The 24,711-nt window shown below is 61.3% G+C and carries 20 protein-coding genes; 8 read left to right on the top strand and 12 right to left on the bottom strand.

Going from position 1 to position 24,711, the window contains the following annotated elements; genetic code table 11:
* Positions 1-50 precede the first annotated feature (50 nt).
* The 11 genes from AC19YX_RS13040 to AC19YX_RS12990 all read right to left on the bottom strand — a co-directional run bounded on the left by AC19YX_RS13040 (position 51) and on the right by AC19YX_RS12990 (position 14,136).
* On the bottom strand, positions 51-1,280 hold the full coding sequence (locus AC19YX_RS13040; protein WP_500606390.1) for a multifunctional CCA addition/repair protein: 1,230 nt from the start codon (positions 1,278-1,280) through the stop codon (positions 51-53).
* A 64-nt stretch (positions 1,281-1,344) separates the two neighbouring features.
* A complete protein-coding gene (locus AC19YX_RS13035) occupies positions 1,345-2,907 on the bottom strand; it encodes a SpoVR family protein (RefSeq protein ID WP_078472872.1) in 1,563 nt (520 codons plus the stop codon).
* Positions 2,904-4,175: a YeaH/YhbH family protein gene (locus AC19YX_RS13030; RefSeq protein WP_020295461.1), complete on the bottom strand. Its 1,272-nt coding sequence runs from the start codon at positions 4,173-4,175 to the stop codon at positions 2,904-2,906. The genes AC19YX_RS13035 and AC19YX_RS13030 overlap by 4 nt, the downstream gene beginning before the upstream one ends.
* Before the next feature lie 118 nt (positions 4,176-4,293).
* Positions 4,294-6,216 carry a PrkA family serine protein kinase gene (locus AC19YX_RS13025; RefSeq protein WP_078472873.1) on the bottom strand — a complete coding sequence of 641 codons (1,923 nt, stop codon included), beginning with the start codon at positions 6,214-6,216 and terminating at the stop codon, positions 4,294-4,296.
* Between the two features lie 297 nt (positions 6,217-6,513).
* A complete protein-coding gene (glpE, locus tag AC19YX_RS13020) occupies positions 6,514-6,843 on the bottom strand; it encodes a thiosulfate sulfurtransferase GlpE (RefSeq protein ID WP_078472874.1) in 330 nt (109 codons plus the stop codon).
* Positions 6,844-6,876: 33 nt separating this feature from the next.
* Entirely contained in the window at positions 6,877-7,761 is an 885-nt protein-coding gene (locus AC19YX_RS13015) for a symmetrical bis(5'-nucleosyl)-tetraphosphatase (RefSeq protein ID WP_078472875.1), read from the bottom strand.
* Positions 7,761-8,141 (bottom strand): Co2+/Mg2+ efflux facilitator ApaG/CorD, encoded by a 381-nt coding sequence (gene apaG / locus AC19YX_RS13010; protein ID WP_020295465.1) that lies wholly within the window; start codon positions 8,139-8,141, stop codon positions 7,761-7,763. The genes AC19YX_RS13015 and apaG overlap by 1 nt, the downstream gene beginning before the upstream one ends.
* A 122-nt stretch (positions 8,142-8,263) precedes the next feature.
* On the bottom strand, positions 8,264-9,082 hold the full coding sequence (gene rsmA / locus AC19YX_RS13005; protein WP_421549395.1) for a 16S rRNA (adenine(1518)-N(6)/adenine(1519)-N(6))-dimethyltransferase RsmA: 819 nt from the start codon (positions 9,080-9,082) through the stop codon (positions 8,264-8,266).
* The gene (gene pdxA / locus AC19YX_RS13000; RefSeq protein ID WP_500606389.1) at positions 9,079-10,068 is read right to left on the bottom strand and encodes a 4-hydroxythreonine-4-phosphate dehydrogenase PdxA; all 990 of its coding nucleotides are present in this window, start codon (positions 10,066-10,068) and stop codon (positions 9,079-9,081) included. The genes rsmA and pdxA overlap by 4 nt, the downstream gene beginning before the upstream one ends.
* Positions 10,065-11,381, bottom strand: coding sequence for a peptidylprolyl isomerase SurA (surA, locus tag AC19YX_RS12995; RefSeq protein WP_020295468.1), 1,317 nt, complete (start codon positions 11,379-11,381; stop codon positions 10,065-10,067). Before surA ends, pdxA begins: the two co-directional genes overlap by 4 nt.
* The gene (locus AC19YX_RS12990; protein ID WP_078472878.1) at positions 11,362-14,136 is read right to left on the bottom strand and encodes an LPS-assembly protein LptD; all 2,775 of its coding nucleotides are present in this window, start codon (positions 14,134-14,136) and stop codon (positions 11,362-11,364) included. The genes surA and AC19YX_RS12990 overlap by 20 nt, the downstream gene beginning before the upstream one ends.
* A 130-nt stretch (positions 14,137-14,266) precedes the next feature.
* Here AC19YX_RS12990 and AC19YX_RS12985 point away from each other — a divergent pair, with 130 nt between their 5' ends.
* The 3 genes from AC19YX_RS12985 to AC19YX_RS12975 are packed head-to-tail and all read left to right on the top strand — an operon-like array spanning position 14,267 to position 16,732.
* Positions 14,267-15,292 (top strand): aminoglycoside phosphotransferase family protein, encoded by a 1,026-nt coding sequence (locus AC19YX_RS12985; RefSeq protein WP_500606388.1) that lies wholly within the window; start codon positions 14,267-14,269, stop codon positions 15,290-15,292.
* Positions 15,289-15,963 (top strand): N-acetylmuramate alpha-1-phosphate uridylyltransferase MurU, encoded by a 675-nt coding sequence (gene murU / locus AC19YX_RS12980; RefSeq protein ID WP_078472880.1) that lies wholly within the window; start codon positions 15,289-15,291, stop codon positions 15,961-15,963. Before AC19YX_RS12985 ends, murU begins: the two co-directional genes overlap by 4 nt.
* A 1-nt stretch (position 15,964) precedes the next feature.
* On the top strand, positions 15,965-16,732 hold the full coding sequence (locus tag AC19YX_RS12975) for a TerB family tellurite resistance protein (protein ID WP_078472881.1): 768 nt from the start codon (positions 15,965-15,967) through the stop codon (positions 16,730-16,732).
* Between the two features lie 40 nt (positions 16,733-16,772).
* Here the strand turns inward: AC19YX_RS12975 and AC19YX_RS12970 are convergent, their stop codons facing one another.
* Positions 16,773-17,768, bottom strand: coding sequence for an alpha/beta hydrolase family protein (locus AC19YX_RS12970; RefSeq protein WP_421549392.1), 996 nt, complete (start codon positions 17,766-17,768; stop codon positions 16,773-16,775).
* A gap of 74 nt (positions 17,769-17,842) precedes the next feature.
* On the opposite strand from AC19YX_RS12970, the gene AC19YX_RS12965 reads away from it, so the two are divergent.
* The 5 genes from AC19YX_RS12965 to AC19YX_RS12945 all read left to right on the top strand — a co-directional run bounded on the left by AC19YX_RS12965 (position 17,843) and on the right by AC19YX_RS12945 (position 24,698).
* Complete coding sequence (locus AC19YX_RS12965) at positions 17,843-20,236, top strand: PAS domain-containing sensor histidine kinase (protein ID WP_201128267.1); 2,394 nt, start codon at positions 17,843-17,845, stop codon at positions 20,234-20,236.
* A gap of 44 nt (positions 20,237-20,280) precedes the next feature.
* Positions 20,281-20,910, top strand: a complete 630-nt coding sequence (locus AC19YX_RS12960) for a response regulator (protein ID WP_020295475.1) — start codon at positions 20,281-20,283, stop codon at positions 20,908-20,910.
* 259 nt (positions 20,911-21,169) lie between these two features.
* The gene (locus tag AC19YX_RS12955; protein WP_020295476.1) at positions 21,170-22,294 is read left to right on the top strand and encodes an ABC transporter ATP-binding protein; all 1,125 of its coding nucleotides are present in this window, start codon (positions 21,170-21,172) and stop codon (positions 22,292-22,294) included.
* A gap of 44 nt (positions 22,295-22,338) precedes the next feature.
* Entirely contained in the window at positions 22,339-23,382 is a 1,044-nt protein-coding gene (locus AC19YX_RS12950; protein ID WP_020295477.1) for an ABC transporter substrate-binding protein, read from the top strand.
* 68 nt (positions 23,383-23,450) lie between these two features.
* Positions 23,451-24,698: an ABC transporter permease gene (locus tag AC19YX_RS12945; RefSeq protein WP_078472885.1), complete on the top strand. Its 1,248-nt coding sequence runs from the start codon at positions 23,451-23,453 to the stop codon at positions 24,696-24,698.
* Positions 24,699-24,711: the final 13 nt, after the last annotated feature.

Below are 24,711 nucleotides of genomic sequence, written 5' to 3'. Positions count from 1 at the left end.
TGGCTTGGCGGTGGCGGACCTGCTGACGGGCAGGCCTGCCGGACCTGTGCTCAGGGGGCGTGTTGTTCCTTGTAGGCTTTCAATGCTTTGAGGCGTTCCAGCCTCAGGGCTTCCCCCAGCTTTGGCCCCTTGAACCCTTGTTCCAGCAGCGGTTGCACCGCGACCGCGCGTGCAGCATTGGCGGCGCCTCGCAGGTAGTCGGCCTGCGGGTAGGTGCGTGATTCCAGGCCAAGGCGCCCTCGGGCGTCCATCTCGCAGGCGGCGATAAACTCCTCGAAGCGCTGCGGGCGGCGGTAGATGTCGAAGCTTTGCAGCAGTTCCAGCAGAGTCGAGGCCCGCAGTTCAAGGGCGCGATGACCATGGGTGTGATATTGGCCGACCAATAGCGCCAGTTCCTGGCAGTCCCGCGGCACCTTGAAGCGTTCATTGATGGCTTTGATCGGCGCCAGCCCCTTTTGCTCATGGGCGATGTGCTGCGGCCACTCATCCTGCGCCGTCAGTCCTTTGCCCAGGTCGTGCAGCAGGCAGGCCCAGCGCACCGTCAGCTGCTGCTGATGTTGCGCGGCCTGTTGCAGCACGCTCAAGGTATGCACGCCGGTGTCGATTTCCGGGTGATGCGCTTCAGGCTGAGGAACGCCGAACAGGGCGTCGACCTCGGGCATCAGCACCTTGAGGGCGTTGCAATCGCGCAGCACCTGGATAAATACCTGAGGCTGGTTTTCCATCAGGGCGCGGGAGATTTCCTTCCAGCTGCGTTCGGCGGTCAGGGCTTCCAGCTCGCCTGAGGCGCTCAGTTGGCGCATCAGTTCCAGAGTCTCTGGCGCGACGGTGAAACCCAGATCGGCATAGCGCGCAGCGAAGCGGGCAACTCGCAATACCCTGAGGGGATCTTCGGCGAACGCGGAGGAAACATGGCGGAGCAGGCGGGCTTCAAGATCCTGTTGGCCATGATAGGGGTCGGTCAGCACGCCCTGGGCATCCTCTGCCATGGCATTGATTGTCAGGTCGCGCCGGATCAGGTCTTCTTCGAGAGTGACCTCGGGGCTGGCATGAAAGGTAAAGCCGCCGTAGCCTCGGCCGCTTTTGCGCTCGGTGCGCGCGAGGGCATACTCTTCGCCGCTTTTAGGGTGCAGGAATACCGGGAAGTCGGCCCCGACCGGGCGAAAGCCCTGGGCCAGCATTTCTTCGGTTGTTGCGCCTACCACCACCCAGTCGATATCAGTGACCGGCTTGCCGAGCAAGCGATCGCGCACTGCGCCGCCGACCTTGTAAATCTGCATAAAAAACCTCCGTTAGCCCGACAGGATAACCCTTGCGTCGAACTTCCGGAGGTCTGATCTCGGCTTAAAGATGGATGACGGCCAAGTCCAGGCGGCCGTAGTCACCTTCGCTGTGCTCGCCCCTGGGCGGCACGTGGTGGGTTTTCATGATCTGGTCGCCCTGCAGGGTTTCCAGGTGAATGTCGAACCCCCAGAGGCGGTGCAGATGCTTGAGCACCTCATCCGTGGAGTCGCCCAGGGGCTTGCGGTCATGTTGCTGGTGACGCAGGGTCAGCGAGCGGTCGCCGCGGCGGTCGATGCTCCAGATCTGAACGTTGGGTTCGCGATTCCCCAGGTTGTATTGTGCGGCCAGGGTTTCGCGGATGGTCCGATAGCCGCCTTCATCGTGAATGGCTGGCACCAGCAGGTCATCCTTCTGGTCATCATCGAGGATGCTGAACAGTTTCAGGTCACGGATCACCTTCGGTGACAGGTACTGCAGGATAAAGCTTTCGTCCTTGAAGCTGCTCATGGCGAACTTGATGCTCGACAGCCAATCGGTCCCGGCCAGGTCCGGGAACCAGTGGCGGTCCTCGTCGGTGGGTTCTTCGCACATACGGCGAATATCGCGATACATGGCGAAGCCCAGGGCGTAGGGGTTGATGCCGCTGTAGTAGGGGCTGTCGAAGCCGGGCTGCATGACCACGCTGGTGTGCGAGGTCAGAAACTCCATCATGAAACCGTCGGTCACCAGGCCTTCGTCATACAGGTCGTTCATCAAGGTGTAGTGCCAGAAGGTCGCCCAGCCTTCGTTCATCACCTGGGTCTGGCGTTGTGGGTAGAAATATTGGGCGATCTTGCGCACGATTCGCACGATTTCCCGCTGCCAAGGCTCCAGCAGCGGCGCGTGTTTTTCGATGAAATAGAGGATGTTTTCCTGAGGTTCGGCGGGGAAGCGCGCATTGTCCTTGTCGCTATATTTGTCCGCGCCTTTGGGAATGGTGCGCCACAGGTCGTTGATCTGCTTCTGCAGGTGTTCTTCGCGGTCCTTCTGCCGCCGCCGTTCTTCTTCGGCCGAAATCGGGTATGGGCGTTTGTAGCGGTCGACGCCGTAATTCATCAGGGCGTGGCAGGAGTCCAGCAGGTCTTCCACCGCGTCGATGCCGTGCCGCTCCTCGCACTGCATGATGTACTGCTTGGCGAACACCAGGTAATCGATGATCGAACTGGCGTCGGTCCAGGTGCGGAACAGGTAGTTACCCTTGAAAAAGCTGTTGTGGCCATAGCAGGCGTGAGCCACCACCAGGGCTTGCATGCAGATGGTGTTTTCTTCCATCAGGTAGGCAATACATGGGTCCGAGTTGATCACGATCTCGTAGGCCAGTCCCATCTGGCCGCGGCTGTAGGATTTTTCGGTGCTGAGGAAGTGTTTGCCGTAGGACCAATGGTGATAACCCAGGGGCATGCCGACTGACGCGTAGGCGTCCATCATCTGCTCGGCGGTAATGACCTCGATCTGGTTGGGATAGGTATCCAGGGCGTAGCGGTCCGCGATACGGCTGATTTCGCGGTCGTAGGCCTGGATCAGCTCGAATGTCCATTCCGAGCCGGTAGAGATGGGCTGGCGTTTCTGCTCTCTGGCGGTCATGTCACTAACCTGCGCTGGAAGAGTTCACGGAAGACCGGATAGATATCTCCGGCCGAGACCAATTGCTGCTGGGCGAAGGTGTCAGAAAAGGCGTCGGCGATTCGCTCGTATTCGAACCACAAGGCCTGGTGTTCACGTGGGGTTATTTCCACGTAGGTGTAGTACTGCACGAAGGGCATGATCTGATTGATCAGGATGTCCCGGCAGATCGGTGAGTCGTCGTTCCAGTTATCACCGTCCGACGCCTGGGCTGCGTAGATGTTCCATTCGTTGCTCGGATAACGCTCGGCCATGATCTCCTGCATCAGCTTCAGGGCGCTGGAGACGATAGTGCCGCCGGTTTCCCGGGAGTAGAAGAACTCCTCCTCGTCGACTTCCCTGGCGCTGGTGTGGTGACGAATGAAGACGACATCGATCTTGTCGTAATTGCGCTTGAGGAACAGGTACAGCAGGATAAAAAAGCGCTTGGCGATGTCCTTGGTCGCCTGGGTCATGGAGCCGGAGACGTCCATCAGGCAGAACATGACAGCCTTGGAGCTGGGGTTGGGTTGCTTGACCAGCAGGTTGTACTTCAAGTCGAAAGTATCGAGGAAGGGCACGCGATGGATGCGCGCGCTGAGTTTCTCGATTTCTGCTTCCAGTTCCTGGATATCGCCGAAGTTATCCGGTTCTTCCCGCTTTAATCGGGCCAACTCCTCTTTTGCTTCCCGTAGTTTGGCGCGGCTGCTGCCGGACAGGGCGATGCGCCGTGCATGAGCCGAGCGCAGGGTGCGGATGATGTTGATGCGCGACGGGTTGCCTTCGTTGCTGATGCCGGCGCGTACGGTCTTGAAGGTATCAGTGCCGGTCAGGTTGCGTTTGACCAGGTTGGGCAGTTCCAGATCCTCGAACATGAATTCGAGGAACTCCTCCTGGGTGATCTGGAACACGAACTCGTCCATGCCCTCGCCGGAGTTGCCGGCCTTGCCCGGACCTTTACCGCCGCCGCCCCCTTGCGGGCGGGCGATATGCTCGCCGCTGGTGAACTCCTTGTTGCCGGGATGCACCACGGTCTGTTTGCCGCCGCGGCCATGGTGAAGCACCGGCTCGTCGATATCGCGACCGGGAATGCTGATTTGTTCGCCATGCTCCATGTCGGTAATGGAGCGGCGGCTGACGGCCTCTTCGACGGCCTTTTTGATGTGGTCACGGTAGCGCCGCAGGAAACGCTGGCGGTTTACCGTGCTCTTGTTCTTGCCATTGAGACGTCGGTCGATCACATAGCTCATGGTGGCCCTCCGGGCAGCTTCAAGTTGTGAGCTGCAAGCTGCAAGCAGAAGCGACTACCCGGATGTCCGGTTCACACACTTCTTTCTTACAGCTTGTAGCTAGAAGCTTGCAGCTGCGTCACTGCGACTTCCGGACCCGTAGGTACCATTCGGAAAGAAGCCGTACCTGTTTGTCGGTGTAGCCGCGTTCGACCATGCGTGTGACGAAGTCGTTGTGTTTCTGCTGGTCCTCTTTGCTGGCCTTGGCGTTGAAACTGATGACCGGGAGCAGGTCTTCGGTGTTGGAGAACATTTTCTTCTCGATAACCACCCGCAGTTTTTCGTAGCTGAGCCAAGTCGGGTTTTTGCCATTGTTGTTGGCACGGGCCCGCAGCACGAAATTGACGATCTCGTTGCGGAAATCCTTCGGATTGCTGATGCCGGCCGGTTTTTCGATTTTTTCCAGTTCTTCGTTCAGTGCCACGCGATTGAGGATCTCGCCGGTTTCCGGGTCGCGGTATTCCTGGTCCTGGATCCAGAAATCGGCGTAGAGCACATAGCGGTCGAAGATGTTCTGTCCGTACTCGCTGTAGGACTCGAGGTAGGCGGTCTGGATTTCCTTGCCGATGAATTCGATGTAGCGCGGCGCAAGGTATTCCTTGAGGAAGCGCAGGTAGCGTTCCCGGGTTTCGGCCTGGAATTGCTCCTGTTCGATCTGCTGTTCCAGCACGTACAGCAGGTGCACCGGGTTGGCGGCGATTTCATGGGGGTCGAAGTTGAACACCTTGGACAGGATCTTGAAGGCGAAGCGGGTCGAGAGCCCGTTCATCCCTTCATCCACCCCGGCGTTATCCCGGTATTCCTGGATCGACTTGGCCTTGGGATCGGTGTCCTTGAGGTTTTCCCCGTCGTAGACCCGCATTTTGGAGTAGATGTTGGAGTTTTCCGGCTCCTTGAGCCGCGAAAGCACAGTGAACTGCGCCAGCATCTTCAAGGTGTCGGGCGCGCAATGGGCCTTGGCCAGGGAGCTGTTGAACAGCAGTTTGTCGTAGATCTTGATTTCATCGCTGACCCGCAGGCAGTACGGCACCTTGACGATGTAGATACGGTCGATGAAGGCTTCGTTGTTCTTGTTGTTGCGGAAGGTGTGCCACTCCGATTCGTTGGAGTGGGCCAGCAGGATCCCGGTGAACGGGATTGCTCCCAGGCCTTCGGTACTGTTGTAGTTACCTTCCTGGGTGGCGGTCAGCAGTGGGTGCAGCACCTTGATCGGTGCCTTGAACATCTCCACGAACTCCATCAGGCCCTGGTTGGCCCGGCACAGGGCGCCAGAGTAGCTGTAGGCGTCGGCGTCGTTCTGGGGAAACTCTTCCAGCTTGCGGATATCGACCTTGCCCACCAGCGCGGAGATGTCCTGGTTGTTTTCATCACCCGGCTCGGTCTTGGCCACGGCGATTTGGTTGAGGATCGACGGATAGAGCTTGACCACCCGGAACTGGCTGATATCACCACCGAACTCGGAGAGTCGCTTGGTGGCCCAGGGCGACATGATGGTATTGAGGTAGCGCCGAGGAATGCCGAAGTCTTCTTCGAGGATGGCGCCGTCTTCAGTGGCGTTGAACAGCCCCAGGGGCGACTCGAAGACCGGTGAGCCCTTGATCGCGTAGAAGGGCACCTTCTCGATCAGTTGTTTGAGTTTTTCCGCCAGGGACGACTTGCCGCCGCCCACCGGGCCGAGGAGGTAGAGGATCTGTTTCTTCTCTTCCAGGCCCTGAGCGGCATGGCGGAAGTAGGAGACGATCTGATCGATGCATTCTTCCATTCCATGGAAGTCTTCAAAGGCCGGATAGCGGCGGATCACCTTGTTGGAAAAGATCCTCGACAGCCTCGAATTGGTCGACGTGTCGAGCAGTTCGGGCTCGCCAATGGCCAATAGCAGGCGCTCGGCGGCGGAGGCATAGGCGCTTCGGTCCTTTTTGCATAGCTCCAGGTATTCCTGCAGCGAGAACTCTTCCTGGCGTGTGGATTCGAAGCGTTGTTGGAAGTGGCTAAAAATACTCATGACGTCACCTCGCTCGATACGTGGAGCCGTCGCCGGATCAGTCAGTCAAGTGCTGGCATGCAACTGAAAGTCCAGTTGCTGTTTACCCCCCAGAACACTTTCAAAGCTATCTACCTTGAAAGCTAGTACCGATGACCCGTGCGCCGGTGTACCGGCTCTCCCCTGATTTGGATGGCCTGAGGCTAAGGATAGTTCGGAATCCGAGAGGTAAAGGCGAGATGAGTAATTAGTTGCGACTGACCGTTCGTCTGCCGCTGCCCAGCCCGCGTAGCACGCGGGCTAGAGCCTGGAAAAAATTTATTCGGCTTGGCCTTGGGCGGTTTCGGCCGGGTAGGTGGTGCGCCACAGTTCGAAGCCGCCGTCCAGGCTGTAGACGTCGGAGAAGCCCTGGCTGACCAGGTAGGCCGCCGCGCTTTGGCTGGAGTTGCCGTGATAGCAGACCACGACCAGCGGGGCGTCGAGATCGGCGCCACGGATAAAGTCACTGATGGAGTGGTTATCCAGGTGCTGTGAGCCACTGATGTGGCTCAGGGCGTAGGTCTGCGGATCGCGGATATCGACCACGACCGCGCCCTGTTCGCGCAGCGACTGGGCCTGATCGGGGGGGATGCGTTTGAATTCACTCATGGCGGGCTCCTGGGGCCTGAATAAAGGCGCGGTCTAGTGCTTGGCCGTGACCGGCTGTGGCGCTATCGGGTTGGGGGGTGAGGGCTGCTGGCTGGCATGGCCCTGGGCATCGCAGGCGCATTGCAGGCGGACACCGGTGTCGACATTGAGCAGCGTCATGGCGCCGCCCCAGACGCAACCGGTGTCGAGGGCAAAGATGCCGGGCTCGTCGCATTTGCCCTCCAGGGCTGCCCAGTGTCCGAAAATAATCTTCGCGTCTTTGCTTTTGCGCTCTTTATAGCTGAACCATGGTGCGTACCCGGGAGGCGCGGTATCCACGCCTTCCTTGCCTTTGAGGTCGAGCTTGCCCTCGCTGGTGCAGAAACGCATGCGGGTGAAGTAGTTGGTGATCACCCGCAGCCGGGTCACGCCTTGCAGGTCACTGTCCCATTTCGCCGGCTCGTTGCCGTACATGCCATCCAGATAAGGCTGGAACAGATTGTCGTCACGCAGTGCTTCTTCGACTTCTGCGGCGCACTTGAGGGCTTTCTTGATTGACCACTGTGGCGCAATGCCTGCGTGGACCAGGGCAATGTTGCGCTGTTCGTCGTAGTGCATCAGCTTTTGCTGGCGCAGCCACTGCATCAGCTCCGGGCAATCGGGAGCTTCGAGGATCGGACGCAGGGTGTCGGATTTTTTCAGGCGCTCGATATTGCGCCACGCCGCCAGTAAATGCAGGTCGTGATTGCCCAGTACACAGACCAGCGACTCACGCATGCCATACAGAAAGCGCAGGGTTTCCAGGGACTGCGGACCACGGTTTACCAGGTCTCCCACCAGCCACAGGCGATCCCGGGTTGGGTCGAAGGCCACCTGTTCAAGCAGGCATTTCAGCGGTTCGAGGCAGCCTTGCAGGTCGCCGACGGCGTAAGTCGCCATCAGTGCAAGGCTCCGGGCACCGCCAGGCGAAAGGGGGCGATGACGGCATCAAAGTGCTGCCCGTCGTCGGCGAGCATTTGATAGGTGCCCTGCATGGCGCCGACTCGGGTGGTCATCACTGTGCCACTGCTGTAGGTGTGGCTTTGGCCCGGGGCGATCAGCGGCTGCTGGCCGACGACGCCGGCGCCGCGAACTTCCTCGACATGACCGTCGCCATCAGTGATGACCCAGTGCCGCGAGAGCAGCTTGGCTGCCAGCAGCCCATGGTTCTCGACGGTGATGGTATAGGCGAAGGCAAAGCGATTTTGCTCGGGTTGGGATTGTTCTGCCAGAAAGCGGGTGACGACGCTGACGTCGACCTGATAGCGAGGATCGGACATGCAAGAGGCCTTAAAAGCAAGCGGGGCGCGGGACAAGACAGATGAGACTCAGTCTAGGCCAAGTATCGGGTAGTAAACCAGACATCGCGCCTGGCGTCCTACCCGATAACGCTCATGGCGTGTCAACTGGCGCTTGGGTTATCCACAGGCTGCTCGCTGAGCTTGTCGGCCAGGCGTACGAACGCGGCCAGGTCGAGCTGCTCCGGACGCAGGCTGCCGTCGACGCCGGCGGCTTCGATTTCGGCGCTGGTCAGTAGGGCCTTGAGGGTGTTGCGCAAGGTTTTGCGGCGCTGGTTGAAGGCTTCGCGGACGATGCGCTCCAGCAGGCGGTGATCCTTGGCCGGGTGCGGCAGCACGGCGTGAGGTACCAGGCGCACAATGGCCGAGTCGACTTTCGGTGGCGGGTTGAACGCGCCCGGACCGACGTTGAACAGGTGCTCCACGCGGCAGTGGTACTGCACCATGATCGACAGCCGCCCCCAATCACCGCCACCCGGACCGGCAGCGAGGCGCTCCACCACTTCTTTTTGCAGCATGAAGTGCATGTCGCGAATCAGGCTGGCGTTCTGCAGCAGGTGGAAGATCAGCGGGGTGGAGATGTTGTAGGGCAGGTTGCCGACCACCCGCAGGCTGTTCGACTCGGCGCCCAGGGACTTGAAGTCGAACTTCAGGGCATCGCCCTGATGCAGGCTGAAATTGCTCTTGCCGGCGAATTGCTGGTTGAGGATCGGGATCAGGTCCTTGTCCAGTTCAACCACGTCCAGTTGTGCGCCGCTGTTGAGCAGGCCTTCGGTCAGTGCCCCTTGGCCCGGGCCGATTTCCAGCAGACGGTCATCGGGCTTGGCATGAATCGAACGCAGAATGCGATCGATGACGCCGGCGTCGTGCAGGAAGTTCTGGCCGAAACGCTTGCGCGCCCGGTGTTGGTAATGCTCGGTCATATACGGGTCTCGGCCATCTGGTAGGCGGTTTCCAGGGCGACCTGCAGGCTGCCGGTGTCGATCCTGCCGCTGCCGGCCAGGTCCAGGGCGGTGCCGTGGTCGACCGAGGTGCGGATGATCGGCAAGCCGAGGGTCACATTGACCGCCGCGCCGAAGCCTTTGTACTTCAGTACGGGCAGGCCCTGGTCGTGGTACATCGCCAGCACTGCGTCGCAATGCTCCAGATATTTGGGGGTAAACAGAGTGTCGGCGGGCAACGGACCACGCAGGTCCATGCCTTCGGTGCGCAAGCGCTCTAAGGTGGGTTCGATAATGTCTATTTCTTCATGGCCCAGATGCCCGCCTTCGCCGGCATGAGGGTTGAGCCCGCAGACAAGGATGCGTGGCTGGGCGATGCCAAACTTGTTGCGCAAGTCGGCATGCAGAATTCGGGTGACACGTTCCAGGCGTTCGCTGGTGATGGCGTCGGCAATCTCGCGCAGCGGCAGATGGGTGGTCACCAAGGCTACGCGCAGGCCGTGGGTCGCAAGCATCATCACCACTTGTTCGGTGTGGGTCAGGTCGGCCAGGAACTCGGTATGCCCGGAAAACGCAATGCCGGAGTCGTTGATCACGCCTTTGTGTACGGGGGCGGTGATCATCCCGGCAAAATGTCCATCCAGGCAGCCTTGGCCGGCGCGGGTCAGGGTCTCCAGGACGAACGCGGCGTTGGCCGGATCCAGTTGACCGGCAACGACCTTGTTTTGCAGTGGCGTGTCCCAGACATACAGGCTGTTGGCCGGCGCAGGAGCATCCGGCAGGTTCGCCAGGGTGACCGGCAACAGGTCGACAGCCACACCCAGCTGCGCGGCCCGCTCAAGGAGCAGGTCGCGGCTGGTAATGGCGATCAGGGGGTGCGGCTGGGGTTGCGAGGCAAGCAGCAGGCACAGGTCAGGACCAATGCCGGCCGGCTCGCCGGGTGTCACAGCGAAACGCTGGGGTTTCACTGTGCAGCCTGGTCGGCGCCAGGGAGTTTGATCTCGACGTAGGCTTCGTCACGGATCTGACGCAACCAGGTCTGCAGCTCTTCGTCGTATTTGCGGTTACGCAGTACGGTCATCGCTTGCTGCTCACGGGCCTGGCTGGTGCTGTCGGTGGCGCGACGGCCAAGGACTTCCAGTACGTGCCAGCCATATGGGCTCTTGAACGGCTTCGACAGCTGACCTTGTGGGGTCTTGGCCATCACTTCGCGGAACTCTGGAACCAGGGCGTTCGGGTCGATCCAGTTCAGATCGCCGCCGTTGAGTGCCGAACCCGGGTCTTCCGAATAGCTTTTTGCCAGTTCGGCGAAGTCTTCACCGGCCTCGATCCGCTCGTAGAGCTTCTGCGCCAGGCGCTTGGTCTCTTCTTCGCTACGAATTTCACTTGGCTTGATCAGGATGTGACGCACGTGCACTTCATCGCGCACCTGATTGCCGCCACCGCGTTTCTCCAGGAGCTTCAGGATAATGAAGCCTCCAGGTGTGCGCGCTGGTTGGGTGATGTCGCCAACAGCCATGCTGCTCAGCTCACGGTCGAACGGAGGCGGCAGTTGCGCCGCCTTGCGCCAGCCCATGTCGCCGCCTTCCAGAGCGTTGTCGCTGCCGGATTTGGCAATTGCCAATTGGGCGAAGTCCGCACCTTGCTTGAGTTGCTGATAAACGTCCATCGCCTGGCGCGCAGCATTCTGAATGGCTTCAGAGTTGGCGCTTTCCGGGGTCGCAATCAGGATATTGGCCAAGTGCAGCTCTTCGGAGAGTTGCATCTTGCCCAAGTCCGATGCCAGGAAGTTTTTCACTTCCTGTTCGGAAACCTGGATGCGCTCGGCTACCCGGCGCTGACGAACACGGCTGATGATCATTTCGCGACGGACCTGGTCACGGGCGTCTTCATAAGACAAACCATCGTGAGCCAGTGCGGCGCGAAACTGATCGATCGTCATGTTATTGCGTTGGGCGATGGTGCCGATGGCCTGGTTCAGCTCTTCATCGGTAATGCGGATGCCGGAACGTTCGCCGATCTGCAGTTGCAGGTTTTCGACGATCAGGCGTTCCAGTACCTGCTGTTCCAATACGCTGGTCGGCGGCAGGCCGGCGCCACGCTTGGCGATGGTCTGCTGCACTTCATGAACCCGCTGGTCCAGCTGGCTTTGCATGACCACGTCGTTATCAACGATGGCCACGACCTTGTCGATGGATTGCACCGCGGCGTTGGCCGCGGTACCCAGGAACAGCGCGCCCAGCATCAGCGGGCGCAGACAATCAGAAAGCTTGGTCTTCACGTTCACGATAACCTTGGATGCCTTTGTCGAGGAAGCTCTCTACCTTGGTACCAGTCAGCCCGCCCAGCCCTTTGAGGACAATTTGCAGGAAGAGGCCGTGGTCGCCTTTTTCATTGAGAGGAGCGATCTGCGTGTATTCGTCGTTAGAAACCCAGTAGCGATTGATCAGGCGCAGTTTCCAGCAGCAGTTGTCGTACTCGAAACCACCGAAGGCTTCCAGGGTACGGTTGCGGGCATAGTCATACTGCCAGCGGCTGATGAGGTTCCACTGCGGAACGATCGGCCACATGACGGAGAAGTCATGTTGCTGAATCTTGTAGTAGTCCTTCACAAAGTTCTCGGCGCCCGGGGTGCCGTAGTCGCCACCGAATTGCCATTTGCCGGTCAACTGGTTGTAGACCACCTGGTCGTTGCGATAGCGATAGCCGGCGTTGATGACCTTGTTCGGGTTGTCTTCAGGCTGGTAGTGGAACATCGCGCTGCCCGAGCGTGGGCTGTGGCTGTCCGGATCCCAGTTGTAGTCGGCGGTTGCGCGCCAGTCGCGGTTGAAGCGGAACTCGTAGTCCATGGCGATAGGCGACACATTGGACTGCGCGTCGGAGCGGTCCTTGGCGACCACACCCGGCAATTGAACTTCGCGGTCCTTGAAGTACAGCGCCTGGCCGACGGATACCCGTTGACGTTGGAAACCGTTTTCTTCGATCCAGCGGCTGGTCACGCCCAGCGACAATTTGTTCTCATCGCCGACACGGTCGGAGCCGGCGAAGCGGTTGTCACGAAACAGCGAGGCGTAGTTGAAGCTGTATTCGCTGGTGTCGAACACCGGAATATCGTCCTGATCCTTCTCGGGAACATAGAGATAGAACAGGCGTGGCTCCAGGGTCTGGTTGTAGGTCTTGCCGAACAGCTGGGTGTTGCGGTCGAAATAAAGGCCGCTGTCGACACTGGCGATCGGAATCGCACGGTCTTGGGAGCTTTTGAATTTCTGGCCCGCGGTGGCCATTTGCGACTTGCCGGTGCCATCGAGGTCGAGATCGTACTTGGTGTACTCGTACTTGAGCTTCGGCGTGACATAGCCGTAGGTCCAGTTCAGCGGCAGCTCGACGCTTGGAGCGGCATTCAAACGAGTACCGTTGGCACGAGTCAGGCCCGTGACATAGGTATCCAAGCGACGAGTCGGGAGTCCGCCTTCGTCGGTGAATATGCCGTTTTGCAGATCGCGTTCAAACCGGACCGCTTCAGTTTCATAAGCGAAGTTCACCCCGCCTGGGTGGTAAGGCAGCGCACCATCGAAAGTGATTTGCGGCAGGCGATTGTAGGGGGTGATCTCGGAAACGGTGGCCAGCTCATAAGCCTGGGCATTGACGCGCGCGGTGTAGTTATCGCCGCGGTAGGTCACTGCGCCCTGCTGGTTCACGAAACTTTGACTTTCGACGCCGATCTGGTCGGTCTGCAGATCCTGGAAGTAATACGGATCGCTGATCTTGGTGTAATCGACCTCGGTCAGGACGCGAGAGTCCAGGCCACCCTTGTGCTGCCAGTTGAGCATGTAGCGCGTCTTCTCGTAATCGGACTGACGGCTGCGCTCGTCGTTGTCGTCGTTGAGGTAGGCACCACCGAACTGTCCTTCGCTGGACTTGGTCAGGTAGCGGAACTCGCCTTCCATCAACATGCCGCGCTTGCTCATGTAGCGCGGGTACAACGTGGCATCGTAGTTGGGTGCCAGGTTGAAGTAGTACGGCGTGACTAGGGTAAATCCGCTTTCGCCACCGCTGCTGAAGCTTGGCGGCAGGAAGCCGGACTGGCGACGGTCATCGATCGGGAAGTAGATGTACGGCGTGTACAGGACCGGGATGTCTCTGACGCGCAGGGTCACGTTGGTCGCGGTGCCGAAGCCGGTGGCCGGGTTCAAGGTGATGTTGTTGCCCTTGAGCTGCCAGGCGTTGCTGTTCGGCTCGCACGTCGTGTACGTACCATCCTTGAGGCGGATGATGGCGTTTTCCGCACGCTTGGCGTACAGCGCGTTACCGCGAATCCGCGATTTGTGCAGCACGTACTCGGCGTTGTCGACCTTGGCTTCACCGGTGTCGAGCTGGACTTCAGCGTGATCGCCGACCAGCAGGGCGCCGTTGTCGCGCACCCGAACGTTGCCGTTCAGTTCGCCACGGTTCTCGGCCTGATACAGGCTGGCTTCGTCAGCCTCGGCCTGCATGCTGCCCTGGCGCATGACCACGTCACCGGCGAGGGTGGCAACCTGCTCATCCTGCTGATAACGCGATGCCTTGGCGCCGATAAAGGTCGGGGCGTCACTTTTATTCGTCTTGTCATTCATGCCAGGACGAATTGGTTCGATATAGCTACCAGAGCAGTAAGGACCGGTCTCAGCCAATTGGGCAGGGGTCAGCTTATCCCGCGGTACCCAGTCGAGGTGACTGTAGTCGGCGCTGCGAGCCTTGAGGCCACGGCCTTTGGCTTCGGTAACCAGCACCGGCTTGTCACCGGCTTCTGCGGTGGAGCCGCTGTCTGTCGGGGTCGGGCTGCTGGAGCTGACCGAGCTGGCGTCATGCACCGGCCGCGGCGGCAATTGGGCCGAGTTGGTTTTCGGCGCACAGTCCCAGGCACCGGAAGCAGAGACTGAGCAGTCATACTGTTCCGCGGCGACCACGAATGAAGTGGCTAGAGGTTGCAGGGCCAGCAAACTGCCGGTAACCAACAACGGAAATTTTTTACGAAACGCGGGGGATTTCAATGCCATCTTATTAGTCCGGGCTTCCTGCGTGCCATCTGCCCGCGGTGTGGGCCGCACGCCTCTCGATGGTCTGAAAAAGATGCTGGATAATAAAGCATGACCCGCTTGACGGCTAGCGCCGTCGGAGACCCTTGCAATGCCTGACCAAGATGTACGCTTGCAACACCTGAAAGTTTGGCTCGATGAGCAGTTGGCAATCGTTTACGCCGCCCATGGCTGGGGTGCCGTACCCCCGGCCACATTGACTGCAGCCAGCAGCGACGCGAGTTTCCGCCGGTATTTCCGCTGGCAGGGGGAGGGGCGCAGCTTTGTGGTAATGGATGCTCCGCCGCCCCAGGAAAACTGCAAACCCTTCGTGGATATTGCTCATTTGCTGGCCACATCCGGCATAAATGTGCCGAAAATTTATGCCGAGGATTTACCGCGCGGTTTTCTTTTGCTCAACGACCTGGGTAATCAGACCTACCTGGACGTGATCAACGAAGAGAATGCCGACACCTTGTTCAAGGATGCGCTGGCGGCATTGCTGGCTTTTCAGCAGTTGCCGATGGAGGCGCCATTGCCCAGCTACGATGACGCCCTGTTGCGCCGCGAGCTGCAATTGTTCCCCGAATGGTACGTGGGGCGCGAGCTGGCGGCAGAGCTGAATCCGCAGCAGCAAGCACAGTGGCAGCGGGTCAGCCAGGTGCTGATCGACAGTGCCCTGGCCCAGCCCAAGGTCCTGGTGCATCGCGACTATATGCCGCGCAACCTGATGCTCAGCCAGCCAAATCCAGGCGTGCTGGACTTCCAGGACGCGGTCTACGGCCCCGTGACCTACGACGTCACGTGCCTGTTCAAGGACGCCTTCCTCAGTTGGCCTGAGGCCCGGGTACGCGGCTGGCTCGAGGACTATTGGCAGCAAGCCGGTCGTGCTGGCATCCCGGTGCACGCCGATGTTGAAGACTTCCTGCGCGCCAGCGATCTGATGGGCGTACAGCGTCACCTCAAGGTGATCGGTATTTTCGCGCGGATCTGCCATCGCGATGGCAAGCCGCGCTACCTGGCCGATGTGCCGCGCTTCTTCGCTTATATAGAAGCGGTGGTGGCGCGTCGGCCTGAACTGGCGGAACTGGGCCAGTTGTTGGCCAGCCTGGGTCGTTCGCCTGGAGCCGCGCAATGAAGGCAATGATTCTTGCGGCCGGCAAAGGCGAGCGCATGCGCCCGTTGACGCTGACCACCCCCAAACCCCTGATTCGCGTGGCCGGTGTCCCGCTGATCGAATATCACCTGCGGGCGTTGGCTGCGGCAGGTTTTACCCAGGTCGTGATCAACCATGCCTGGCTGGGGCAACAGATCGAAGATCACCTGGGCGATGGCTCGGCGTTCGGGCTGAGCATTGCCTATTCGCCAGAGGCCGAGGCCCTGGAAACCGGCGGCGGGATCTTCCGCGCCCTGCCGTTGCTGGGGACTGAGCCGTTCCTGGTGGTCAATGGCGACATCTGGACGGACTACGACTTCGCTACCCTGCGCCAGCCGCGTCCCGGCCTGGCTCACCTGGTGATGGTGGACAACCCGCCCCATCACCCGGGCGGCGGTGATTTCTGCCTGGAAAACGGCCTGCTGCATGACGCAACGCCCGGCGCCGAGGCCCTGACCTTCAGTGGTATTTCGGTGATGCACCCCGAGCTGTTCGCCGACTGCGTGCCGGGTCCGTTCAAGCTGGCGCCGTTGCTGCGCCAGGCCATGGCTCGTGGTCAGGTCAGTGGCGAGCACATGCAGGGCCGCTGGGTCGATGTCGGCACCGTCGAGCGCCTGGCACAGGTGGAACAATTGCTAGAAGCGAGTCGCTGATATGTGGTGGCCAGGGACTCTGATCGGAGCCGGAGCGGGCTATGCCATAGCCAGTATTCCGGGGGCCATATTGGGTGCGCTGTTGGGCCAGGCGCTGGACCGGCGCCTGCAACTGCACAGCTGGGCGCAACTGCGCGAGCGCCTGGGCGGGCGCCCGGCGCTGCGCAACGATGAACTGTTGTTTGTCTTGCTCGGGCGTCTGGCCAAGAGCGATGGTCAGGTGGTGGATGGCCATATCCAGCAGGCGCGCCAGGAAATGCGCGCGCTGGACATGAACGAGTCGGCGCAGCGCCGGGCCATTGCCGCGTTCAACCGGGGCAAGTCGGGCAACGACTCCCTGCGCGGCTACCTGCGTCGCCTGAGCGCGCAGCCCCATGCCACCGAGGGCGTGTTGCGAGCTTGTTGGCGCATGGTCTGGGCTGACGCGCGGGCCAGCAGCGCCGAGCGCGAGTTGATTCAACTCTGGGGCAAGTGGCTGGGATGGACGCCGCAGCAGGTGCAGGCACTGGCGGCGGATTACGAGCCGGCTAGAAAGCCTGCGCTCAGCAGTGCCGGGGCGTATCAGGAAGCGCTGCGGCTACTCGGCGTATCGAGCACCAGTGAGCCGGCCCAGATCAAGCGCGCTTACCGGCGCCTGCTCAGTCGCCACCATCCGGACAAGATTGCCGGCAGCGGCGCCGGACCGGCTCAGGTACGTGAAGCCACGGAGAAAACCCGTGAACTGCACAGTGCCTATACGCTGATCCGTGAACGTCGGGACTTCCGCTGAAACAGCCGCCATCGTGGCCGGGGCCGCGATGGCGCAAGGCTCAGTCGGCGACGGGCTGCGGGCTCAGCCAGCCGCGCACACGGCGAAAGAGTTGCTCCTGCTGCGCCGCGCTATTGCCGGGCAAGGCCTTGAGGGCGATCTGGGTAAAGGTCGACGTCTTTTGCCGTTTGCTGGCCTGGAGTCGCTCGAGTGCGGCTTTTTGCGCCAGGGGCGTGTCTTTATAGAAGAAGTCCGCGGTCGCCAGCTTCAGGGTCGGGGTCAGCTCGGCCAACGGCGGCTTGGCATTGGTCGGCACCTGGGCGGCGACCATGACGAATTTCTGCACCTGGGAGGGCTGCTTTTCACTCAGGTAGCGCGCGGCCCAGTAGGCGCCCGTGCCGTGTCCAAGGAGGACGATGCTGCGGGCATTCTGCTGCTCGGCAAAGGCCAGGGCGGCGTCAATCCGGGCGAAGATCCGCTCGGCATCGGCCTTACTTTGTTCTTCGGTGCTCTCGGCCACCGCGCGATCGGCGATATCGGCTTCACCGCCAGCAGCCTGTTCGATCGGCTTGGCTTCGGTGCTGGCGTCCTTGCTGCTGGTGTCCTTGGTCGGCGGCGTCGGGGCGGCTTCGACGATGCGTGGCGTGCTGGCTTCGCTCGACAGGTCTGGCAGGGTCAGGCTCAGGCTGGACCATTCGACATCCGGCAGTTTGTTGCGCAGCGGAGCGATTGCTTGCGGCCAGTCAGCCGTTTCGCCGGCGCCCGGGACGATAATCACCGCGCCCTGGGGCTCGCTGGTGTTGGCCGGTTTCCACAGGGCGAGGAAGGTGTCGCCGCCAGCCTGCAACTGCTGTTGTTCCTGTTGCGGAATACGGCGCTCAAGGGCGAGCGCATCTTCCTGGCTACGCTCCAGCAAGGGTTGGCGTTCGGCGGGTTTTTCCTGGGCCGCCTTGTCGCCGGCAGCAGGCGCCGGATCGGCAGCCTGGACGGAAAGAGCACAAGGCAACAGCAGCGACAGGCACAATGCGTTCAGTGCCGAGCGGTAAACGAAGGGCATCGGAGATTCCAGGCCAGAAGTAATTCCGGCAGCCTAATGGGTTGGTCAGTATTTGTCAGTGTGCGAGAGTTCGGATGATGCTTTTTCGCTGTCTGTTGGTTATCGGCTGGCTGAGTTTTCCCTTGATGGCCTGGGCGGCTCCCGGGCCCCATGTGCCTGCGGCCAACCTGAGTGCCGGACAGCGCGAATGGCTGGTCCAGCACCCTGAGCTGCGGGTTGGCGTGGTGTTGCAGGCGCCCTTCGCCCAATACGACCGGCGCTTGCAGCGGTTGTCCGGGGTCAACGTCGAGTTGATGCAGTGGGTGGGCCGGGCGCTGCAGGTCGAGCTGAGCTGGCGTAACTTTCCGGATCAGGCGCAGTTGGAGAGAGCATTGCGCGAAGGTGAGGTGGACCTCGCGCCAGGCCTGACCCAGACCCCCGCCGGCCTGCGCCTGTGGCAATTCAGCGACCCTTATATGCGAGTCCCGCAATTGGTGGTCGGCGAACGCCAGGGCGCCGGCGCGGTGGAGCTGGAGAAACTCGACGCCCAATCTCGGGTAGCCGTACGCATGCCCGGTGCCGTGGCTGACTACCTGCGGGCCACTTATCCCAATCTGAATCTGCAAGGGGTGCCGCTGGAGCGCCAGGCCTTGCAACTGCTGTTGAGTCAGCAGGCGCGCTATGCGGTGATCGATGAGGCCCAACTCAGCCGCTTGTCCAGCGAACCGGAGTTCGCCGGCCTGGCGGTGGTCGGTGATATCGGCCTGCCGCAATTGCTGCGGGTCGCCACGCGCCGTGACTGGCCGGAGCTGGCCGGCATCATCGAGCGCGCGTTGCATGCCATTCCCGCCCGGGACATCGAGCAGTTGCACAATCGCTGGCTGCAGCCGCAATACCCACGGCTGGCCGAGTCCCCGGGGTTCTGGCAGAACCTCAGCCTGTTGTTCGCGGTGCTGTTTTTCGCCTGCCTGGGGATACTGTTCTGGCAGCGGCGCCAACAGCGTGGACTGGAGCAGCGCCTGCTGGCGGCCCGGGCCGATATCGCCCTGCGTGAAACGGCCGAGGAGGCGCTGCGCCTGACCCAGTTTTCCATCGACCAGAGCACCGTGGGCATTCTCTGGGTCAATTGGGACAGCCACGTTCGCTACGCCAACCGGGCCGCCGAAGACATGCTCGGTTACCCCGCAGGCGGGGTCATCGACCGCCCGCTGATCGACTTCGAACCCACCCTGCACATGGACCGCTGGCTCGGCTTGTGGAAGCGCGCCCGGGCCAGCGAAGGCTCCGCGCAAAGTTTTGAAACCCGTTGCGTGCGGGCCGATGGCAGCATCCTGCCGGCCGATGTGTCCCTGAGCTTCCTGCGCTTTCGCGACAGCGAGTACCTGGTGGTTTACCTCAACGACGTCACCGAACGCCGTCGGGCCTTGGCCGCGTTGCAGGAAAGCGAGGCGCGGCTGCAAGGCATCGCCGCCAACGTGCCGGGGCTGGTGTTCCGCCTGGAGCGGGCGCCGGTCACCGGGCAGATCGATTTCGCCTACATCAGCGAAGGCAGCGAGAGCCTGGTGGGTTACGCCCCAGCGGTGCTCAGCCAGCGCGATACCGGATTGCGCAGCCTGGTCCATCCGGATGACAAGGCCAGCTACCACCGGACCCAGGACCTGGCCCTGGACACCGACAGCGACTGGTCCTGGCAGGGGCGGATTCTTACGCGCCAGGGCGAGCAGCGCTGGGCCGAGATCAAGGCCGTGACCCGCCGTCTCGACGATGGCGCCTTCGTCTGGGACGGCATCGTCTGGGACATCAGCGAAAGCAAGCGCATCGAACTGGAGCTGGCCGCCTCTCGCGAGCAACTGCGGGAGCTGTCGGCGCACCTGGAAAGCGTGCGCGAAGAGGAAAAGGCCCGTATCGCCCGTGAGGTGCATGACGAACTGGGGCAGATGCTGACGGTGCTCAAGCTGGAAACCTCGATGTGCGAGCTGGCCTATGCCCAGCTCGATCCTGGCCTGCAGGAGCGTCTCAACAGCATGAAGCGCCTGATCGCCCAGTTGTTCCAACTGGTCCGCGATGTGGCCACGGCCCTGCGCCCGCCGATCCTCGACGCCGGGATTGCCTCGGCTATCGAATGGCAGGCCCGGCGTTTCGAGGCGCGCACCCAGATCCCGTGCCTGGTGCAGGTGCCGGACAACCTGCCCTTGCTCAGCGATGCCAAGGCCATTGGTTTGTTTCGGATCCTGCAAGAGGCCCTGACCAATGTCATGCGCCATGCCCAGGCGCATACTGTCGAACTGAGCCTGGTACTTGAGGGCAACGAGTTGTGCATGAGCATCAGTGATGACGGCCAGGGTTTCGTGGTCGACTCCGGCCGCCCCACATCCTTCGGGTTGGTGGGTATGCGTGAACGGGTGTTGATCATGGGCGGCAGCCTGGACTTGCACAGCGAGCAGGGTGAGGGCACGTCCCTCACCGTTCGGGTGCCGCTGGATCCATAGACCGTGAAGCCTGCAACGATCGCCCTAATAAAGAGGAGAAACGAGTGATCCGTGTACTGGTAGCCGAAGACCACACCATCGTGCGTGAGGGCATCAAGCAACTGATCGGCCTGGCCAAGGACCTGACGGTGGTGGGGGAGGCGAGCAACGGCGAGCAATTGCTCGAAACCCTGCGCCATGTTCCCTGCGAGGTGGTGCTGCTGGATATCTCCATGCCCGGGGTCAACGGCCTGGAGGCGATTCCGCGGATTCGCGCGTTGCACAATCCGCCGGCGATCCTGGTGTTGTCGATGCATGACGAAGCGCAAATGGCGGCCCGCGCCCTCAAAGTCGGCGCCGCCGGCTATGCCACCAAGGACAGCGATCCCGCGCTACTGCTGACCGCCATTCGCAAAGTCGCGGCGGGCGGTCGTTATATCGACCCCGACCTGGCCGACCGCATGGTGTTCGAGGTTGGCCTGACCGATTCCCGACCCTTGCATTCGCTGCTCTCGGAGCGCGAGTTTTCGGTATTCGAACGCCTGGCCCAGGGCGCCAACGTCAATGACATCGCCCAGCAACTGGCCCTGAGCAGCAAGACGATCAGCACCCACAAGGCGCGGCTGATGCAGAAACTCAACATCACCTCTCTCGCCGAGCTGGTGAAATACGCCATGGAGCACAAACTGCTCTGACCAGCCCCTCACCGCCCAAAAGGGCGACATACCCATTTGCGACATCCCCACTCCAGGGCTTTTGCCTGTTCTTGCCGCTTACAGCGTGTCGCTAGCCGCTGCTCTTATCTATCCCCGCCATCCTTGTAGGGCAATCCCTACAAGGAACCTTCCAAGCACCTGAGGCAAATCTCTCCTACCCCCCGATTTGCGGGGCCTGTGGCCTCCACTAGGCTTAGTCCACAGCAGTCCTATATATGAAGAACACAAAGGTGCGGGTATGAGCGAGGTCGATTCAAGCGCTGGGGCGAGTGATGTTCTGGTCAGCTTTCGTGGAGTGCAAAAGAGCTACGACGGCGAGAACCTGATCGTCAAAGACCTCAACCTGGAGATTCGCAAAGGCGAATTCCTCACCTTGCTCGGGCCTTCCGGCTCCGGCAAGACCACCAGCCTGATGATGCTGGCCGGTTTCGAGACCCCGACCGCCGGCGAGATCCAGCTGGCCGGCCGCTCCATCAACAACGTGCCGCCGCACAAGCGCGACATCGGCATGGTGTTCCAGAACTACGCGCTGTTCCCGCACATGACCGTGGCCGAGAACCTGGCGTTCCCGCTGTCGGTGCGCGGTCTCAGCAAGACCGACGTCAGTGAGCGGGTCAAACGCGTGCTGAGCATGGTCCAGCTCGATGCCTTCGCCCAGCGTTACCCGGCGCAACTCTCCGGTGGCCAGCAACAGCGGGTGGCCCTGGCCCGGGCATTGGTGTTCGAGCCGCAACTGGTGCTGATGGACGAACCCCTGGGGGCGCTGGACAAACAGCTGCGTGAACACATGCAGATGGAGATCAAGCACCTGCACCAGCGCCTCGGCGTGACCGTGGTCTACGTGACCCATGACCAGGGCGAAGCCTTGACCATGTCCGACCGGGTGGCGGTGTTCCATCAAGGCGAGATCCAGCAGATCGCCCCGCCGCGCACGCTTTATGAAGAGCCGAAGAACACCTTCGTCGCCAACTTCATCGGCGAAAACAACCGCCTCAATGGCCGCCTGCACAGCCACACCGGTGATCGCTGCGTGGTTGAGCTGGGCCGTGGCGAGAAGGTCGAGGCGCTGGCGGTCAACGTCGGCCAGATCGGCGGTCCGGTCACCCTGTCCATCCGCCCGGAGCGCGTGAGCCTCAACGGTTCCAGCGAAAGTTGCGTTAACCGCTTCTCGGGAAGGGTGGCGGAATTCATCTATCTGGGCGACCACGTCCGGGTTCGCCTGGAAGTCTGTGGCAAGACCGACTTCTTTGTGAAACAGCCGATTGCCGAGCTCGATCCTGCGCTGGCGGTGGGCGATGTGGTTCCGCTTGGCTGGCAAGTCGAGCACGTTCGTGCGCTCGACCCACTTCTAGAGGCGCATTGATCGCCCCCTTGCTTCACCAACCCTGCACGTGGAGAACACAATAAATGTTGAGATCCCTGAAATTCACCGCCCTGACCCTGGGCTTGATGGGTGCGGCAAACGCGATGGCGGCAGGCCCGGACCTGACCGTGGTGTCCTTTGGCGGCGCGAACAAGGCGGCCCAGGTCAAAGCCTTCTATGCCCCGTGGGAAGCGGCAGGTCACGGCAAGATCGTGGCGGGCGAATACAACGGCGAGATGGCCAAGGTCAAAGCCATGGTCGACACCAAAAGCGTGTCCTGGGACCTGGTCGAGGTTGAGTCGCCTGAACTGTCCCGTGGGTGCGACGAGGACATGTTCGAGCAACTGGACCCGGCGCTGTTCGGCAAGTCTGAAGACTACGTCAAGGGCGCGATTCAGCCGTGCGGCGTGGGTTTCTTCGTCTGGTCCACCGTGCTGGCCTACAACGCCGACAAGCTGAAGACCGCGCCCACCAGCTGGGCGGATTTCTGGGACACCAAGCAGTTCCCGGGCAAGCGTGGCCTGCGTAAAGGCGCCAAGTACACCCTGGAATTCGCCTTGATGGCCGACGGCGTGGCGCCCAAGGACGTGTACAAAGTGCTGGCCGGCAAAGATGGTCAGGACCGTGCCTTCAAGAAACTCGACGAACTCAAGCCGAGCATCCAATGGTGGGAAGCCGGTGCCCAGCCACCGCAGTACCTGGCCTCGGGTGACGTGGTCATGAGCTCGGCCTACAACGGTCGGATCGCCGCGGTACAGAAAGAAAGCAACCTCAAGGTGGTGTGGAACGGCGGCATCTACGACTTCGACGCCTGGGCCATTCCACGTGGCCTGGACAAGGCCCGTGCAGAAGCGGCGAAGAAATTCATCGCGTTCTCGGTCATGCCGCAGCAGCAGAAGACCTACTCGGAAAACATCGCCTACGGCCCGGCCAACACCCAAGCCGTGCCGTTGTTGCCCAAGGACGTGCTGAAAGACATGCCGACCACCCCGGAAAACATCGCCAACCAGGTGCAGATCGACGTCAGCTTCTGGGCTGACAACGGCGAGCAACTGGAACAGCGCTTCAACGCCTGGGCGGCCAAGTAAGGCGCCGTGCAAACGCGGCGTCACCCCTGGGTGACGCCGCCATCGTTTAAAGTTTTGCGGAGTTTGTCATGGCCATCACCGTTCCCCTGAACGAGGTCACCAGCCCCACCTTGAAGCAGCGCCTGGCACGTGCCGAGCGGGTCAACCGCTGGAAGGCGCAGGCCCTTATCGCGCCCCTGGTGCTGTTTCTGTTGCTGGTGTTCCTGGTGCCGATTGTGGCGCTGCTGTACAAAAGCGTCGGTAACCCGGAAGTGGTCGGTGGCATGCCGCGTACCGTGGCCGCGGTGACCAGTTGGGATGGTCGCGGCCTGCCGGCCGAGCCGGTGTACCAAGCCTTGAGCGAAGACCTGGCCGAGGCCCGCAAGAATCAAACCCTGGGCGATCTGTCCAAGCGCCTGAACATGGAGTTGGCCGGCTATCGCAGCCTGCTGACCAAAACCGCCCGCGCCTTGCCGTTCAAGGAGCAGCCGGCTTCTTACAAGGAAGCCATGGAAGCCCTGGACGAGCGTTGGGGCGACCCGGCCTACTGGCAGGCGATCCGCCGCAACACCAGTAGCCTGACGCCGTATTACCTGCTGGCGGCCGTCGACCATCGGATCGACGACCTCGGCGAAGTGGCTCCGGCCACCCCGGACCAGTCGATCTACCTCGATATTTTTGCCCGCACCTTCTGGATGGGCCTGGTGATCACCGCCATCTGCCTGGTGCTGGCTTATCCCCTGGCGTACCTGCTGGCCAACCTGCCGGCGCGCAAGAGCAACCTGTTGATGATCCTGGTGCTGCTGCCGTTCTGGACCTCGATCCTGGTCCGGGTGGCAGCCTGGATCGTGCTGCTGCAATCGGGCGGGCTGATCAATGGCGCCCTGCTGGCCATGGGCGTGATCGATAAACCGCTGGAGCTGGTGTTCAATCGCACCGGGGTCTACATCTCCATGGTGCACATCCTGCTGCCGTTCATGATTCTGCCGATCTACAGCGTGATGAAAGGCATCTCGCCGACCTACATGCGGGCGGCGATCTCCCTGGGCTGCCATCCGTTCGCCAGCTTCTGGCGGGTGTATTTCCCGCAGACCTATGCCGGTGTCGGCGCCGGTTGCCTGTTGGTGTTCATTCTGGCCATCGGCTACTACATCACCCCGGCGCTGCTGGGCAGCCCGAACGATCAGATGGTCAGCTACTTCGTCGCCTTCTACACCAACACCAGTATCAACTGGGGCATGGCGACCGCACTGGGTGGGCTGCTGCTGTTGGCGACCATCGTGCTCTATCTGATTTACAGCTGGCTGGTAGGCGCCAGTCGCCTGCGCCTGAGCTAAGGAGAGAATCGAA

Source organism: Pseudomonas sp. MF09150 (assembly GCF_059862355.1).
The sequence above is the reverse complement of the archived record's forward strand: the minus strand, read 5'-3'. Positions and strand labels throughout refer to the sequence as shown.